This is a genomic window from Ignisphaera cupida, assembly GCF_030186535.1.
Taxonomy (GTDB): domain Archaea; phylum Thermoproteota; class Thermoprotei_A; order Sulfolobales; family Ignisphaeraceae; genus Ignisphaera; species Ignisphaera cupida.
This window is the reverse complement of sequence record NZ_JASNVW010000001.1, coordinates 56,514-72,623: the sequence shown is the minus strand read 5'-3', so window position 1 is coordinate 72,623 and position 16,110 is coordinate 56,514. Positions and strand designations below refer to the sequence as shown.

At 38.3% G+C, this 16,110-nt stretch carries 11 protein-coding genes; 8 read left to right on the top strand and 3 right to left on the bottom strand.

Features of this window, described 5'->3' with window-relative positions:
- Window positions 1-1,011 precede the first annotated feature (1,011 nt).
- The 3 genes from QPL79_RS00420 (at window position 1,012) to QPL79_RS00410 (ending at window position 6,006) form a co-directional block, all read left to right on the top strand.
- Complete coding sequence (locus tag QPL79_RS00420; RefSeq protein ID WP_285272814.1) at window positions 1,012-4,677, top strand: S8 family serine peptidase; 3,666 nt, start codon at window positions 1,012-1,014, stop codon at window positions 4,675-4,677.
- A gap of 897 nt (window positions 4,678-5,574) precedes the next feature.
- Window positions 5,575-5,808 carry an LSM domain-containing protein gene (locus tag QPL79_RS00415; protein WP_285272813.1) on the top strand — a complete coding sequence of 78 codons (234 nt, stop codon included), beginning with the start codon at window positions 5,575-5,577 and terminating at the stop codon, window positions 5,806-5,808.
- 12 nt (window positions 5,809-5,820) lie between these two features.
- Window positions 5,821-6,006 (top strand): 50S ribosomal protein L37e, encoded by a 186-nt coding sequence (locus QPL79_RS00410; protein ID WP_285272812.1) that lies wholly within the window; start codon window positions 5,821-5,823, stop codon window positions 6,004-6,006.
- A 9-nt stretch (window positions 6,007-6,015) separates the two neighbouring features.
- Here QPL79_RS00410 and rtcA read toward each other — a convergent pair whose 3' ends face one another.
- Window positions 6,016-7,062: an RNA 3'-terminal phosphate cyclase gene (gene rtcA, locus QPL79_RS00405; RefSeq protein WP_285272811.1), complete on the bottom strand. Its 1,047-nt coding sequence runs from the start codon at window positions 7,060-7,062 to the stop codon at window positions 6,016-6,018.
- Window positions 7,063-7,131: 69 nt separating this feature from the next.
- On the opposite strand from rtcA, the gene QPL79_RS00400 reads away from it, so the two are divergent.
- From QPL79_RS00400 to QPL79_RS00390, 3 genes are all read left to right on the top strand, one after another.
- Complete coding sequence (locus QPL79_RS00400) at window positions 7,132-7,653, top strand: nicotinamide-nucleotide adenylyltransferase (RefSeq protein WP_285272810.1); 522 nt, start codon at window positions 7,132-7,134, stop codon at window positions 7,651-7,653.
- A gap of 245 nt (window positions 7,654-7,898) precedes the next feature.
- Window positions 7,899-8,501, top strand: a complete 603-nt coding sequence (locus tag QPL79_RS00395; RefSeq protein ID WP_285272809.1) for a hypothetical protein — start codon at window positions 7,899-7,901, stop codon at window positions 8,499-8,501.
- A 659-nt stretch (window positions 8,502-9,160) separates the two neighbouring features.
- The gene (locus tag QPL79_RS00390) at window positions 9,161-12,775 is read left to right on the top strand and encodes a methyl-accepting chemotaxis protein (protein WP_285272808.1); all 3,615 of its coding nucleotides are present in this window, start codon (window positions 9,161-9,163) and stop codon (window positions 12,773-12,775) included.
- Window positions 12,776-12,813: 38 nt separating this feature from the next.
- Here QPL79_RS00390 and cyaB read toward each other — a convergent pair whose 3' ends face one another.
- Entirely contained in the window at window positions 12,814-13,374 is a 561-nt protein-coding gene (cyaB, locus tag QPL79_RS00385) for a class IV adenylate cyclase (protein WP_285272807.1), read from the bottom strand.
- 85 nt (window positions 13,375-13,459) lie between these two features.
- Here cyaB and QPL79_RS00380 point away from each other — a divergent pair, with 85 nt between their 5' ends.
- Window positions 13,460-14,167, top strand: coding sequence for an FKBP-type peptidyl-prolyl cis-trans isomerase (locus QPL79_RS00380; protein ID WP_285272806.1), 708 nt, complete (start codon window positions 13,460-13,462; stop codon window positions 14,165-14,167).
- Window positions 14,168-14,244: 77 nt separating this feature from the next.
- Here QPL79_RS00380 and QPL79_RS00375 read toward each other — a convergent pair whose 3' ends face one another.
- Window positions 14,245-15,294 carry an NAD(P)-dependent glycerol-1-phosphate dehydrogenase gene (locus QPL79_RS00375; RefSeq protein WP_285272805.1) on the bottom strand — a complete coding sequence of 350 codons (1,050 nt, stop codon included), beginning with the start codon at window positions 15,292-15,294 and terminating at the stop codon, window positions 14,245-14,247.
- A gap of 124 nt (window positions 15,295-15,418) precedes the next feature.
- Here QPL79_RS00375 and psmB point away from each other — a divergent pair, with 124 nt between their 5' ends.
- A complete protein-coding gene (gene psmB / locus QPL79_RS00370; RefSeq protein ID WP_285272804.1) occupies window positions 15,419-16,105 on the top strand; it encodes an archaeal proteasome endopeptidase complex subunit beta in 687 nt (228 codons plus the stop codon).
- Window positions 16,106-16,110: the final 5 nt, after the last annotated feature.

Genomic DNA, 16,110 nt, shown 5'->3' with positions numbered 1-16,110 from the left:
ACCCTGAAGAAGTAAGGGGTTTGTAATACAAATTTTCAACTCTTTTATTAAATAACCCTTTAATGCCTCAAGAAGTAAAATCAGAAACTAGGAGGGAGCTCATGACATTCACGAGACTAGAATAGAAGAAAAAACATAAAATGAAGAAATTCTATCTCAATTCTAAAGAAAGCTACATTGTCGCATTCAGAGAAATAATTAATTGTTTGCAGTAATTATTTATGGAAACTTCTTTGCTTTATGGTTAATGTGTATGTAAAACTTGGGGAAATACTACAAATAACTAACCTTCTTAAAGGCGCAAAGAATATTCTGAAGATTAGTCTGATGTAAAATCTTGAAGAGCAGAAGCAAATACTCTTTTTCAATTATTTGATACTAATATATTCACACCATATTCACATCTCTGGAAATAGATTTAAGATAAGCAACATATTTCTCCATGGCAGTGAATACTGAGGATTGCCAAGAGCCTCTAGATGTTCGCAGTAAGCTTTGAGATATTATCAATCTTAGATTCCCCTAAAGGTTTTAGAGAGTAGAAAGCAATAAAATTGTTTCACCAACTCTTAAATACTATGGTAAGCCATCTTATGCACAAGCTATATAGAAAGTGCTTATCCTCCACAAACACAGCTGAAATCTGGATCAGAAACAGCTTTAGAGAATAGTTTTTCATATGAAACCATTACATACACTATTAAGTGTACGTTTCATATCTTCAGCATCACTAAAAATATTAATGTATATCCAATTAAGATAAGAGTTTTTCATATAATGCTATGCGAAGTAAAATAAAGAAAGATAAAGAAAATCTAGTACAGATTAAAAGCGTTAAACTTTTATATCAGTAGGGGAAATGAAAAAATAAGGGTGAGTTTTAGTTTGATGAAAGGAAGTAAAAAATTAATGAAAACACTGTTTATATTCCTTATAATATTAATGATAACACCGGTAAGTGCTTCCACATATAATGGAGGTATTTCAAGTATTTCAGTACAAGCTTCAATAATGAAAGCAATCCTTACACTAGAGCAAATGGGTAACGAAACTGTATTGGTTGCCTTAACTCTTCCACAGAGTATCTCGCAACAGGAACTATTATACATAATATCATCGCTAAACTCAACAAAATTCTCCTTCCACGGACATATGGTGCCAATACTTTTTGGCAAACCCATGAAACTCAAAACTGGCAGTTATGTCCTTCGCCTCTATGGACCAGCAGACCTAATAGCAAACAAGATCAATACTATTGCCATATCTATTGCCACAGGAATATCTATTAAACCTCTTCCAAGCCTTGAGCCAAGAAACTTCAAAGCAGTAGATGACCTCGGGACAAATATAAACCTACACTCAATACAGCCAGAAACAAATGATGTGAGGGACCTTATTGGAGCTAGCTATGTTGAATCCACATATGGAATAACAGGAAGTGGGGTAAAGATAGCAATAGTAGATACTGGAGTAGACTATGCGCATCCAGATCTTCAAAGCAAACTAATTTACTACACAGGAACTTACAGAACCATATATGGTACAAGTGCCAGCATTAGAGAACCTCTTGTTCTTGATGCTGATGAATCACAGGTAATACTCACAAATAGCTTCCAGGCCAACATCAGTGGCTATATAAATGTTGGTCAGAATTACTTCATCGTTCTTATCCCTTATTTCATGATAGTTCAACCAAGCTACCCATCTTACTATGTTGGAAACATTCCTTCAGCCAGTGGTATCTACAAGTTTGGCATGACCCTTGAATACACTGTGACCGGAATTGTAAGCGTAGGTGTAGTTATGTCAGATCCAGAAACTCCTGGGAACTACACACTGCTTGTCATAGATGCCAACGATAATGGAGTTTTTGGAGATAGCGGAGATATTAATGTGACTTATGACGGCAGCAGAATCCTATACTCGCCAGCACTTAATCTCAGCCTTGGTGTTGCTGGAGGCTTCTTCTACGATATATGGTGGTGGTTTGGCTTTCCTGGCTCATTCTATCCTGGATGGGACCTCGAAGGAAATTACATAAGCATATTCTATGACTTCTATGGACATGGAACTGCATGTGCTTCAGCAGCTGCTGGAAATGGTAGAGTAAATGGAATAGCTAAAGATGCTAGCATCATAGGTGTTAAAGCCTTATGGCTTGGAGATGTTGAAATAGGCCTCTTATGGGCAGCGGGATTTGATGTAAACAATGATGGAAACATATACTATACTGGAAAAAAGAGAGCTGATGTAATAAGCAACAGCTGGGGAATAAGCCCATTCATATATGACATATCTGGCTTTGGATATGATTTCGAGTCCATGCTTATAAATGCCATAACCACTCCTGGCTTCCTCGATCCCTCCTACCCTGGAACTTTAGTTGTGCAAGCAGCAGGAAACGGAGGACCTGGATTTGGAACAGTAACCTCTCCAGGAGCAGCAGTAGGAGCTCTCACAGTCGGCGCCTCAACTCTCTGGAAAGTCTTTAAGGACTACTTTGGTTATGGAGGGTATACAAAGGATAACATAATCATGTGGTCTGCTAGAGGCCCAACACCAATGGGATACATCAAGCCAGATATTGTCAGTGTTGGGGCCTGGGGCATAACTGCAGCTCCTGTACCAATTTATTATGTAATATTTGGAGGAACTAGCTACGCGACACCCCTCACAGCAGGGGCTGCAGCCCTTCTCATACAGGCATTAAGAATAAGGTTAGGATCATTAGCTGGCTCCATTCCTCCATCAACACTCAAACAGATTTTAATGAACACAGCAGATAGCTTGGGATACATGCCATATGATCAAGGTGCTGGAAGGGTCAACATCACAAGAGCTGTTCAATATGCCCTGGGCATATCCAAAGAGCTTTTGATAACGTCTCAGAGCGTGTACTCCATGAGTGCTGCGAAAATGAGCAACATGTGGTATTGGACATTTCAAGATCATATACCAGCTTATTTCCTTTGGTGGTACGGTGTTGCCTTCTCAGTACCTAATCCATCTCTGCCAGCCTCATTTTCCTCTCAGAATGCCTATGGAATTTATGTCCCTGATGTACCAAAGTTTGGAAGAAAAACCTTCACATTCATGATACAGAACCCAACTTCAGATTCTGCTACTTTTACTGTAGATGGAGTGTATACAATGAAGAGAGTGTTAAGCCCTGTTACTCTACAGCTTAAGTTCAACATGTCTTCATCAGCATGGATAGCTAGCCAATGGGTTATACTTTCCCCACTAGACATCAACACAGGCACAAGTATATTGCTAGCTGAAGTGAATGCTCCATTCAAGTTACTTGACAATGATAATGATTACATACCTGATTTCGATATAAATGTTTATGCTTACGTTTGGATAAATGACATAAATGGTAATGGAGTTCCAGACAGAAACGAGCTAGCATTTGTGAATGTAGGCTATGCCATTTCAAACTACAATTCTGTAGAAATCAGCAATCCCAGACAACTTCTATCACAATTCGGTCCTAATGCCAAGCTTGCTATAAGGGTATTCATATACAGACATACAAGCACTGCTTCGCTAATAAACTTCCCAGCTACTTTAACAATATCCCAGTACATGTTAGTCAAAGATTATGCTGTTTCTGTTCCTTCAGTCAGCATGGCATTACTCCCAGGAAAATCTGTCTCATTGAGTGGTACTATATATGCTTACTCACTAGCTCCAACAACCTACCAGTCCTTCCTGAAAGTCAGAGCAACCTTTAGTGATGGAACTTCAAGAACATACCTTGTTCCAATGAGCTACACAGTCTACACCGACATGCCCTCTAGCGGAACGCTCTACTTGAACCTAGATACAGATACAAGCACATTGATGAGTCCATCGCATATAAGAGGAAATAATGACTGGGGATGGAGATATGAGGCTGGAGATTGGAGATATTTCTATGTTAACGTTCAATCCCCATACCTTGCTGCCTTTGAATTCAAAGCATCTTGGACATACAGCAATACTAGCCTAATAACATATGCTCTTGGACCTGATGGGCAATTTGCTGGTTATATTGATTTTGGCGAGTCAATATCTTATCATGATTACATCGGAGGAGGCAGATTCCTCTGGACAGCTACAGGAGGGATTGCTGGAGGAAATCGTTCAGCTATAACCTTCCCAAGCACGAGATACAGATTAATCAATTATCCAACTCAAAAGCCAAATACTGGAATCTACACACTAATAGTTAGAACTGGTCTCTTCGATGGATCCGCAAATGCGGAGAGATTCCTGTTAACTGTTAAACCACTCACAATAACAGGTCTTCCAAATGCTATGCTGGGTCCATATGGAACTGCTACTTATACAATTCAGCTGCCCTACAGCGCTACACGATATTGGGCTTTTGCTCTTGGCCCATGGCTTCCAATATTTGTTTACAGCTACTTCAATGCCAATGTTACTCCAAGCTATTATTCTGGTTTCATACCCCCTGGAACCACATTGACGTTTACATTGAAGTTCAACAACTACATATATCCAAATAGAGTGGACATCTCTCTAATATTAGTGCTCTACATGCCAACATCATCAGGACTGCCAGTATACTACAAGGACAGGGGATGCTATTATTTCTGGGACGCTTTGTACATATTTGAAGATTGGATAATGAGCGGATCTCAGTGGTACTGGTATTACTATTGGTGGTGATACTTAACATAGGCTAAGCATATATAATTAAATTCAATCTATTTTTTATAATATAATCTCTCATGGTTCTTCAGAACTATAATAATAGTAAATTAACATATTACTGTTGATGTGCTTAAAAACAAGCATTTTAAGCTTAGTCTTTTTTCATATGACAAAGAAAAAGCTCTCCTTTATTTGGGCATATCTACCCAAATGCTTATGATGCCACTAAACTGGAGAAAAGTTTGATGTTTTCCTAACATATATATTTTATTATATAGCAGAAAATAGCTCTAAATTTCAATGCGATTTTCTGCTTGTAAAGTAAAGTCGATAACAAGGATATGTATATATTCTATGAATATATACATTCTATGCATTGCTCTAGCATAATTCATAATAACCGAATGAGCTTTAGAGATTCGTAGGCGCCCCAGTTTCTTTGTTTAGAGTCTCCATATAAGCCTTAGAAACGTTTTGCTAATGCTTTTTAGTTATGTTTTTATAATGCGTTATCATAATATCATTCAAACTTGCATTACCACCTTACCATGATTTTGCTATGGTTAAATATTCACTATAAATTGTGGTATTAGGAGTTCAAGTTTTATAGGGTTTGATATTGTTTGATTTCAAGCTCTCTTTCCTTGGCTTCATTGCCTTCAGAGCTTCTTCCATCAGAGCCCATATCATTGGGCTTCATCTACTCTGGGCGACCTCAATCCACGGCAATGATCCTGAGATGCCTATGATGGTGAAGCTTCAGAGAGATCCCGCAACCATAGAAAAAAGCTTGTGTATTAATATCTATAAACTTTTGAAAAATAAAACAATGGCAAAAGACTTTTTAGCTGTAAAAGCTTATAACTCTGTCTTGAGTTAAGCCTATCATGTGAAAACTTGCGAGGAGTGGCTATGAGTAGTCAACAAGTTGATACAGCCCATAAAATATTGGCGGAATCTCTTGGACAGCTTGTGTTGATTAAGCTTAGAGGTGGTAAATCGATTAGAGGTAGGCTGAGAAGCTATGATCTTCATCTAAACATTGTTTTGGATGATGCTGAGGAGGAGCATGGGGATGGCAATTGGAGAAAACTTGGAACTGTTTTGATTAGAGGAGAAAACATAGTTGTTATATCGCCTATGTAGAGGTGAAGAAATTTGAAAGGAACACCGTCAATGGGTAAAAGAAGCAAAAAGGTTACGCATATAAAGTGTAGAAGATGTGGAAGAGTCGCATTCAATGTTTCCAAGGGTTATTGCGCTGCCTGTGGTTTTGGAAGATCTAGCAAGATGAGGAGGTATAGTTGGCAAAACAAAAAGTATAACAGGGTTAGAGTTAAATAGCAAAATGCTTTAAAGCCCAATACCTCTAATCTCAATGAGCTTGGCCTTGCCATAGTCTGAAACAGTGTAGTTGCATCCAGCAATGTCTTGAGCAATTTTCAAAACAGTTTCTGTATGCAATGTTAGCTTAGATGTTGTGTATTTTGTTACTCCTTTAGCTAAACAAGCTAGAGATACCATCATATCCCCCATGTGGCTATCCAAAGCAGCTCCACTACCAATTTCCTCTAAAAGCTTTTCAGCAGCTTCTCTACCAACAACCTCGGCAGGCTTCCCTTTTTCACCAAGAGAATCAGCACCCAAAATACTTTTCTCAGTTTCTGCATAGAGAACTATACCACTTCCAGGACCAAGATGAGGGTCTTTACCAGGCTCATAAAACTCTAGCTCAATGTCTACTGGAATAGATAGAGATGCTAGAAACTCTTTAGCTGCATTAGCTTGTCTTTCAGCAACATGCTTTGGAAGCTTAACACAATGCGATTTCCCACCAACTCTTATCACAGAACCTCTTTCAACAAGCTCAACACTAACAAGCTTTTTAGCTGGATGAGCATATACTCTGACAATTCCACCACCCCTTGGGTAGTGACCTCTTCTAACAACATCAACACCAATGTTTAGACCAAGCCTTTTCACAATCGGTATAAAAACATATTTTATGTAGTCTATTGGTGGGCTCCAGGGAACATCTGTACCACCTCTCAACTCAATAACTGTTTCCCTATCCAAAAAGGGAAGAACTGGTGCAAGAGCTTGTAGAACGAGGGTTACACTACCTGCTGTTCCAACATCGAATATGTATTCCCCTCCTCTCAAACCCCTTGGCTCAAAAACAAGTTGTGTAGAGCCTATGTAAGCCCCATCAACTCTTGCACTAGCTATTTGAGCAAGAGCCTTTACAGCAGTTAAATGCTGTGGCTGCAAACCAGGGTTTCTTCTCCTAGCCCTTATATTAACTATTTTAACTGGTTTCCCAAGAGCAGCTGAAATACCTATAGCTGTTCTAAGTATTTGCCCACCACCCTCGCCAAAACTACCATCAACAACAATCATGTTTCCACCAAAACCTTAATTTCTTCACACACAAAAATTGTTGAAAAAGCTCTTAGGCGGTTTTGAAAAATGGTTGTAAGAGGTGTTTACCCAGGTAGGTTTCAACCTATTCACTGGGGCCATGTAAACGTTGTTAAGTGGGCTCTTGAGAAAGTTGATGAAGTTGTCATAGTTATTGGAACAGCTCAAGAAAGTCACACACTATCAAATCCTTTTACAGCTGGTGAAAGAGTTGTCATGGTTAAAGAGGCTTTGAAGGAAGCTGGAGTAGACATGTCAAGAATCTACATAATACCTGTACCAGATATTCTAATGAATGTTGTTTGGGTAAAATACGTAGCAATGTACACACCACCATTCAGATATGGAATAGCTAGAAACCCACTTGTTGTTAGACTGTTTAAGGAAGCTGGTTACGAAGTTCTTGTTCCACCACCATACAATAGAGAGGTTTATAGCTCAACAAAAATAAGAACAATGATGCTAATAGGCGACGAAACATGGAGAAGCCTTGTTCCACAATCTGTTGCAAAATTCATTGACGAAATCAAAGGCATTGAAAGAATTAGAGAAATTGCTGGAAGAGACTAAAACCATTTCACCTATTCAATTCCAACTCGAGTTCTACTAGTTGAAAATTTCAATTAATGAATTCAAAAGTTTTCACAACAATTTGCTATTAAAGATTCAATAAAATCACTGTTGTAGCAAAGCTTTTATAGTAATCACCATGGAAATTATTTTGAAGTGCTTAAGTTGAATTGGATGTTTTCATTTTTCAATGATCAAAAGACTTTATATTTCCGTAGAAATCTGTAGAGTGTTAGTGAATACTTTTGAGCTCTGAAGCATCTCAAAAAAGAAAGGTTCTTGTTGCTAGAGAGGATTTGGTTAACTCTCTTAGTCTTGTAGCCAAGAAAAGAGGCTCTACACTATATTCTCTAACAAATGAAATTATTGAGCAAGCATTAAGAGCAGAGTCTATGGGTGTTACACTAAGAGATGTTCTAGACACATACGAAGTGCTGAAAGCTAATAGGAGTGCTGGTCAAATGCTTGTACCAATTGATGTATTAATTGCAATTGTTTCTAAGCTTACTCCAAGGGATTTGGAGGAAATTGAGAAGCTGTGGAAAGAAGCTGGGAGATGGTATGGGGAATACGTAACAATTAGATTTAGAGAAGACTTTAGAGATGCTCAATCCCTAGAAAAAATTCTTAAGGAAATTAGATGGGAATTCGTCGATCTCGTTATACAGAACGAGGGCAATGGAATGAGAGTTAGATGTGTATCACCACAAATACCAGTAGAGCTAATGAAGCTAATATCAATGTTTATAGAGGGTTTTCTAGAGGCTTTGGCATACAAAGTTGAGAGAAGAAACATATTCAAAGGAATTCTAGACATTTACGCAACAAAAACCCAGCAAAAACAATAGCAAGCAACTAACAGTTTTTTATTTATATTCACATTCACATTTTTCAGTCAATTTCTCGCTTCTTAGTTTAATTTCAATTATTTAGCTAGTTTTCACTTTGTTTCCATACACAAAAACTTGTTTAGCAACTCAACTAAAACTAAAGATGAAAGGATTTTGACTTGTTAGGGTTTATCCCATGAGCTTATCTAGTCATCCTGCAACGCTTCCAAAATATCTCCAGGACTGTCTCATAGGTAGAGATTTTTAAGCTAGTTTAGCTACTAGAGTTACCTATATGAGTGAACCCGCTTCAATGACGGCAAAGCAGCCATCAGAAGTGGGAGACTATACCTAGCTCTCCACAAGACGGGCTCAGTGGTGCCCGTCTATGTAGCCTTCGATGACCCCACGATCAGTGAGTGGGTGCTGAGGGGGAAGCCCATGCCCATAGAAACCAAAACAACTAAAACAATAAAAGTAACCCAGCTAATGGGCATGGGCAACCACTTTCTAATTATTCTAGCTCTCTAGAATTCAAAAAGGTTTTCATGGAAAAATGCTGTAGATAAAAGCAAAACAGCTGTATACAAACACAGTAATACGCTGGAAGCCTGTAGGCAAAACCCTTTTAAAACCAGGCCATGCCAACCTTTTACATGAGTTGGGTGAACCTATTTATGAAACCAAATCTAAAAACACTAGCTTCACTAGCCATAGCAATACTATTCATAGCACCACTAATACTATCAACAGTACCTGTGCAAGCACAGTTTGCAATAATTAGATCAGTTCCACCAGTTGCATACCCAGGAGAGCCAGTAAATATAACAATAGATGTTAACATGGCAACAACAGTCTATGTGTATCTCTGTGCAGATATTGCATGCACTACTGTATGGGCTTCAACATGGTTTGTACCACCATCACCAGGAACATACACAGTAAGCCTAACATTACCAGAGTCCCTACCTGGCCCTGTAAATATTCATCCTAGTATGATGCGCAGTCTGTTTGTTGGTATCAAAGCTCCCTCTATTCTCGATGTAAAGGAAGTGCCTATAGCACCAAAAGTAGTTGTGTCACCACCACAAACAGCAAATGTTGATCCATTTAACAAATCACAGCTTGTAACAATAAGATTCCTTGGATACATACCAGGTGATACAATATCACTAACAGTATTTGAAGGACCTATCACAACATACAACGACACTTCAATATATGTTGGAGATGATGGAACGGCAACAACAAGAGCTAACTTAACCATGTTAACAGGTGGTTATGGTCTTCCAAGAGGAACATACACTGTTTATGGTGTAGCTGGTGAAACAAGTATTTCAAAGGCTAAGAACGGTACTTTGACAATAGTTCCACAAGTTGTTATAAAGCCAACTGAAGGCAATGGAAGATGTGATGCAAGAGTCTGTGATCTAATAAACATAACAATAACTGGTTATGGCTTCGACCCCAATGTTTCAATACTCAAAATAGATTTGTGGAACCTGAACTTCACAAACGTTAGATACACATTCACAAAATCTGGTGGATTAACAACAACAAATGAATATGGATTCTTCAATGTGAGTAATCTTGCGGAAGTCCTAAGAACAAACATGAGTGCTGGTCTATACATACCAATTGTTTATGAGGCTCCAACACCAAAGACACTATCAAATAGCTCCACCATTGATCTCGGAAAAACAGGAACTGTTGTGATTAGTCAAAGCGCTATATACAATGCCCTAGGGACAAGAGCATCTGTTACAGCAAAATCATTTGTCAATGGAACATTTAAGTATGTTGTAGCATCATCTGCAATGTCCTATACAAAAACAGAGGTTCTGAGAGTTAATATAACATATGCTGGCAAGAAATACATGCTAGCAGCAAACATCGAAGGCAATGTCGTAAGATTTACATTATATAACACAACAGTTACTCCACCAATAACAATGTTTACCGATACTACAACAACCCTATACAATAACTATTATGGTGCTTACACAGCTAATGTATCATTTAATATAAAGACTCCACCCTACCTCATAGGTACGGACTACAACCTTACTGCGCCGTCAACTCCTGGAGAATACACATTCTGGGCAACATTCTACAACTACACCAATTACATATACTTGGAGCTTAAGCAGTGGAGCTTTGTTGTAACAGCAGCAAACCTAACAATTACATATTCAAATGTTGATACTGGAACAACTATTAAGAAGTTCTATGTGTATCCAGCAAACATGTCTGTAACAAAAGATGTTGTTTCGATAGAAACTATAAAGTTTAGTGATGCCGATATTAGCTGGTCAATATCATGGAGATACAATGCAACAGAAAGGAAAGCCTACTTGAGTGTAACAGGACAGCCAACAAAAGGACCATCATTCACATTCCGCAATGTTTACTATATTGTAAGGCCATTGCTAGTGTTGCTAAAATCTGGTATTATAAAGCCTGGTGACACCGTGACAATTGCTGCTTATGGCTATGGACCTGGTGCTGCATGGGGTTATCCAGGTTACAACACACTTTATGTTTACTGGGAGAAGATAAGATTGCTAACAACAGTTCCTCTAGGAAAGGATGGTAATGCAACATTCACAGTGACTATACCAAGTGATGCAACATTTGGTGTTCACTACATATGGGGTGTTGACAAGTGGGGCTATGAATACTCACTAGCAATTGTAATTGGAGCAAAGGCTTATTGGACAATTGTCTACCCACCACCATTTGCACCACCAGCAAAGGTGGAGCCAAAGGTTAGTGCAGGATATGATAACAAGAGAATTGTTGTGTGTCCATGCCCAGAAAGTGCAGGTGTAACTGGAGTTAGTTACTGTGCCAAGTGTGTTACATATGCAGCAGCTTGTGACTATCTAGGCGATATCATAAGAGTGACACTAGCTGGTTTATCACCAGGAGAAACTGTTGAAGTACGTTTTGGTGGAATCACTGTAAAGAAAGTTAAGGCAAATGAGTCAGTGGTTTCAATAGAATTTGTTGTTCCAACAGTTCCACAAGGCAGCTACACACTAGTTGCTGTTGGTAGTGTTAGTGGCACAATCTATGTTAACACATTCTACAACACAACAGCATTCCTTGGAAATGAGACAAACCCAGTTTATCCACAGGTAGTGCCAAAGCTGTTGTTGCTAGATCTAAACAAGGATGTTGTGCCAATACTTGTTGGACAGGGTATTGTAAGAGTTATTGGAACAGGATTCCCACCAGGAGCTTCTGTACTTGCAATGCTTATAAACGGTACCGATGCTGGATACTCTCTAAATCTACAGGTACAGAGATGGAGTTCTGATTCAAGAGGTGTGTTATCAAGTCCATTCACAGAAAAACTTGGGCTCTACATACCTGTGCTAGAACCTGGTGCATATGCTATTAGCCTAGCCTATGTAATGCCTGATAAAGGTACACCAAGCTCAACAATGCCAGGCTATGTATTTGTTGTTAACAATGTTAGCAAACTTGTTGACAAAGACTACTTCAGCAAGGAAGTAGCTACATTAAGTAGTCAAATATCAGATGTTTCAAAGAGTATTAAAGCTGTTAACTCATCGCTAATGGCATCACTATCCGCAATAGCATCATCACTAGACAAGGTGTCAACAGCGTTAGACGGTTTATCAAAGCTTATAACAAGTGTAAACGCTTCTCTAACCAATGCAATAACCACTTCAGCAGCAGGCTTAAGTGATAGCCTGGGCAAGGTGAGTAGCAAAGTAGATGCAGTATCATCCAAGGTAGATACTTTAACAGCAACTGTTAACACCATTAACACAAAGATTGATAGTGTTTCAGCTGCTGTTAAAGATGTTGGTAGTGCTGTAGCTGGTCTACCTGAAAAGATTGACACATTATCTGGAAAAATCGATGCTATATCAAGCAAAGCTGATACTATTGCAAATACTGTGAAGACCTTAGGTGATTTGAGTAGTAAGCTAGACTCTGCCATAGCTAGTTTAACTGGTTTAAGCAGCAAGGTTGATGCACTATCTGGAAAAGTTGATAGTGTTGCTTCAAGCGTGGCAGATGTGTCTAAGAAGGTTGACAATGTTGCAAGTGCTGTTAACAGTGTTAGTGGCAAAGTGGATGCAGTATCATCAAGTGTTGGCAATGTTGCTTCAAAAGTTGATAGTGTTGCAAGCAAATTAGATTCTGCATCATCAACACTACAAACATACATCATAATAACACTTGTGCTAGCACTAATAGCTGCTGCAACATCAATATATGCAGCAATACAGCTTGGCAGAAAATTAGCAGCATAACAACATTAAAATAATGATTTGCAAACACAAAAATATTTTTAACCCAAACCTTTTTTCTCTAATAATAATTCTAGATATGTTTTCTCCACAACCTCGCCAGCAATACCAGCATAAAGCAAAAAGCTTCTCAAAGCATTTGCCAATTCACTAATGCTTTGACCAGTTACATTTCTAGTCTCAACCTCAACAAAGCTCCCAAGCTCCGCAACATTATCAAGAAAAACAAGAAAGTTTTCAAACTGATACACCTTCCTAGTTTTTGAAACAGCATACACTTTGTTGAAGCCAAGCCCCTTAAATATTTCAAGAAGATTCTCAGCATTGTCTATATTCACAGAAACTTCTTTTCTAATCTTTGGATAGCTAGATACTCTACTACCCTTAAATGTTAGCTCACACTTTACAGAACCATTTAAAATATTTCTCGAAACCCTAACTCTTAAAGCCATGTCCAATGATCTCAAGTCTATGCATGGCCTTAAATCAATATAGTAATCAGTTTCCTCAACAAAATCAACAAGCTTTGCTCCAATTGACAACAGCTTCTTCTCCACATCATCTAGGTTGTTTACTCTTAACTTAATCTCTGTTTCAAGCAAAAACCACACCTCTATCCAATATCTTTATAACAGCTTTTTTACCTTTTCAATAAAATATGGTTAAAAGGCAAGGGTGTTAAGCAACATGGCCATATCCAAAAACAGTTTCATTTTAATAGACTATGTTATAAGAGCTAAGGACACTGGAGAACTAATTGAAACAACAATTGAAGATGTTGCAAAAAAGGAAAACAAATATGAAGTTGATAGAGTTTACGAGCCTCTTCTAGTTATTGTTGGTGAGAATAGAATTATTAGAGGATTGGAGGAGCATATTGAAAATTTTGGCGAAGCTGAAAAGGAGATGCAAGTTGAAATACCACCTGAGAAAGCATATGGTGTGAGAGACTCTTCAAAAGTTAAAATAGTTAGTGTTAGAGAGCTCATAAGAAATAACATTATTCCAGAAGTTGGAAAAACTGTTGAGCTAAATGGGCAAGTTGGAGTTGTGAAAGCTGTTACAGGTGGTAGAGTGCTTATAGACTTTAACCATCCACTTGCAGGAAAAACCCTTCTATGCACATACAAAATAGTTAAAATTATTGAAGATGACTCTGAAAAGATAAGGCATTTGCTTCATAGAAGATATAGGAGAATACCGTTGGACAGATTCAAAGTATCTATAGATCAAAACACCAATTCTGTAACAATAGAAGTTCCAAAGGAGATTCTCCTCGACAGGGATTTGCAGCTGGTTAAAGCCATTGTAGCTGAGGAGATATATAGGTTCATAGGAAAATACAACACAGTTATGTACATAGAGAAATTTGAGAAAGAAACTGAGAAGAAGTAGACAAAAACTTATTAAAAATCCAAAAACAGTTTTTGGATATGGCAAAGCATTTTGCAGCAACATGCAAATTTTGGGTGTTATACAAGCTCCAGTGCATCAATTATTTTCTCTGCAGCTTCCTCACTAAACCCTTTTTCCCCTAGGATAGTGTATCTCTCTGGTCTTATTGTGTGAGCTATTGTAAGTGCTTTAACCATTTGCTCTCTAGACACATTTATTTGAGATATTTTTGTTGGTGCCCCCATATCACTAAGCATCTTCTTAATTCTTCTCCAGTTTTTTCCATGTAGATAAAGAGCTATTATACTACCAATTCCAACCTCTTCACCATGAAGAGCTGGAAAGTTTGCAACAACATCTATTGCATGTGCAATGAGATGCTCAGAACCGCTAGCAGGTCTTGTTGAACCTGCAATAGCCATTGCAATACCACTACTTATCAAAGCCTCTACCAAAACTCTTACAGCTTCCAATGGTATTTGCCTAGCACTAAACATTTTACTATATTTAACAATGTGCTTTGCTGATAAGAGAGATAGGGAAGCTGCATAATCACCATAGTACTCTCCTCTAAGCTTGTGGGCAAGTCTCCAATCCAAAACAGCTGAAAACTTCCCAATTAAGTCGCCACAACCAGCCACGATATTTCTTCTCGGGGCTTTCGCCATAACATTCACATCAGCTACTACGAGCACAGGTGTTGAGGCTTTTACAGATGTAACCCTGTTAACATCTTTTATTGATGCAAATGGCGATGCTATTCCATCATGCGAAGGAGCTGTTGGTATACTGACAAAGGGTTTTGCAGCAATGTACGAAGAATACTTGGCAACATCAATAGCCTTTCCACCACCTACACCAATAACAACATCCGCCTCAACCTCATTAACTACCTCAACAACTCTATTAACCTCGCCAATTGTAGAAGACTTGACTGAAACAATCCAGCTATCAACATGAGTATCTCTAAGCCCATCATAAACAATACTCGCATATCTAGCAGTTTCGCTAGATCCTGTAACAATTAATGCTTTTGAGCATTGAACAACACTAAGAACATACTCAGAAACCTTCTCAAGCACATTGCCACCAACAACAAATCTCTTGGGCAGTGTTATCTCATGCAAGGCAGACAGATGAAACACCCACAGCTTTTTTGTGGAGCATAGAAACTTATTAAGCTTTCCAATAAAAAGATACTTGCTACAGGTGTTTTTGCTAAAAAGCTTTCTATAGAAAAGGGTTTTGAACATGTATTATCATGGTTTAGAAACTCAATATCAAAACGAGGAAATGCTAAAGGAAGTAATTGAAAAAGTGTATAAAGGTACAACAACAATTGGCATAGCATTCAATAGCCATGTTGTTTTAGCATCAGATAAAAAGGCTACATCAGGTATCTATGTTGCCCACAAGAATGTGAAGAAAATTGTTAAAATAAGTGATAGAGTTGCAATGACTGTTGCAGGACTTGTTGCAGATGCTCAAACACTTGCTGATTATATAAGAGCTCAAGCTGCATACTACCACATATTGAATAATAGACCCATGCCACTAAAAAGCATGGCCTCTCTACTAGGATTAATACTAAATGAGTACAAGTACTTTCCATTCATTGTCCAGCTAATTCTAGGAGGCTACGACTACTATGAAGGTCCTAAAATCTTTGCTATAGAGCCATTTGGTGATGTAACTGAGGAAAGATTTACAGCAACTGGATCTGGATCACCAACAGCTATAGGAATTATAGAAGCTGAGTATAGACCAGATCTAGATGTTGATAAATCCATTGTTCTTGCAGTTAAAGCTGTTGCAACAGCTATTGCTAGAGATGTTTTTACTGGTGGTGTTGGAGTTGATGTTGCTGTAATTGGAAAGGATTTCTATAGAGAATACACATACACTGTTGATGATATTAAAAAAATTCTCGGTAGATAAGAAGC

Coding starts and splice junctions, on each gene's coding strand:
- QPL79_RS00380 (WP_285272806.1), top strand. CDS start 13,460: ATGGCCATATCCAAAAACAGTTTCATTTTAATAGACTATGTTATAAGA.
- QPL79_RS00415 (WP_285272813.1), top strand. CDS start 5,575: ATGAGTAGTCAACAAGTTGATACAGCCCATAAAATATTGGCGGAATCT.
- QPL79_RS00420 (WP_285272814.1), top strand. CDS start 1,012: ATGAAAGCAATCCTTACACTAGAGCAAATGGGTAACGAAACTGTATTG.
- QPL79_RS00400 (WP_285272810.1), top strand. CDS start 7,132: ATGGTTGTAAGAGGTGTTTACCCAGGTAGGTTTCAACCTATTCACTGG.
- QPL79_RS00390 (WP_285272808.1), top strand. CDS start 9,161: ATGAAACCAAATCTAAAAACACTAGCTTCACTAGCCATAGCAATACTA.
- rtcA (WP_285272811.1), bottom strand. CDS start 7,062: ATGATTGTTGTTGATGGTAGTTTTGGCGAGGGTGGTGGGCAAATACTT.
- psmB (WP_285272804.1), top strand. CDS start 15,419: ATGTATTATCATGGTTTAGAAACTCAATATCAAAACGAGGAAATGCTA.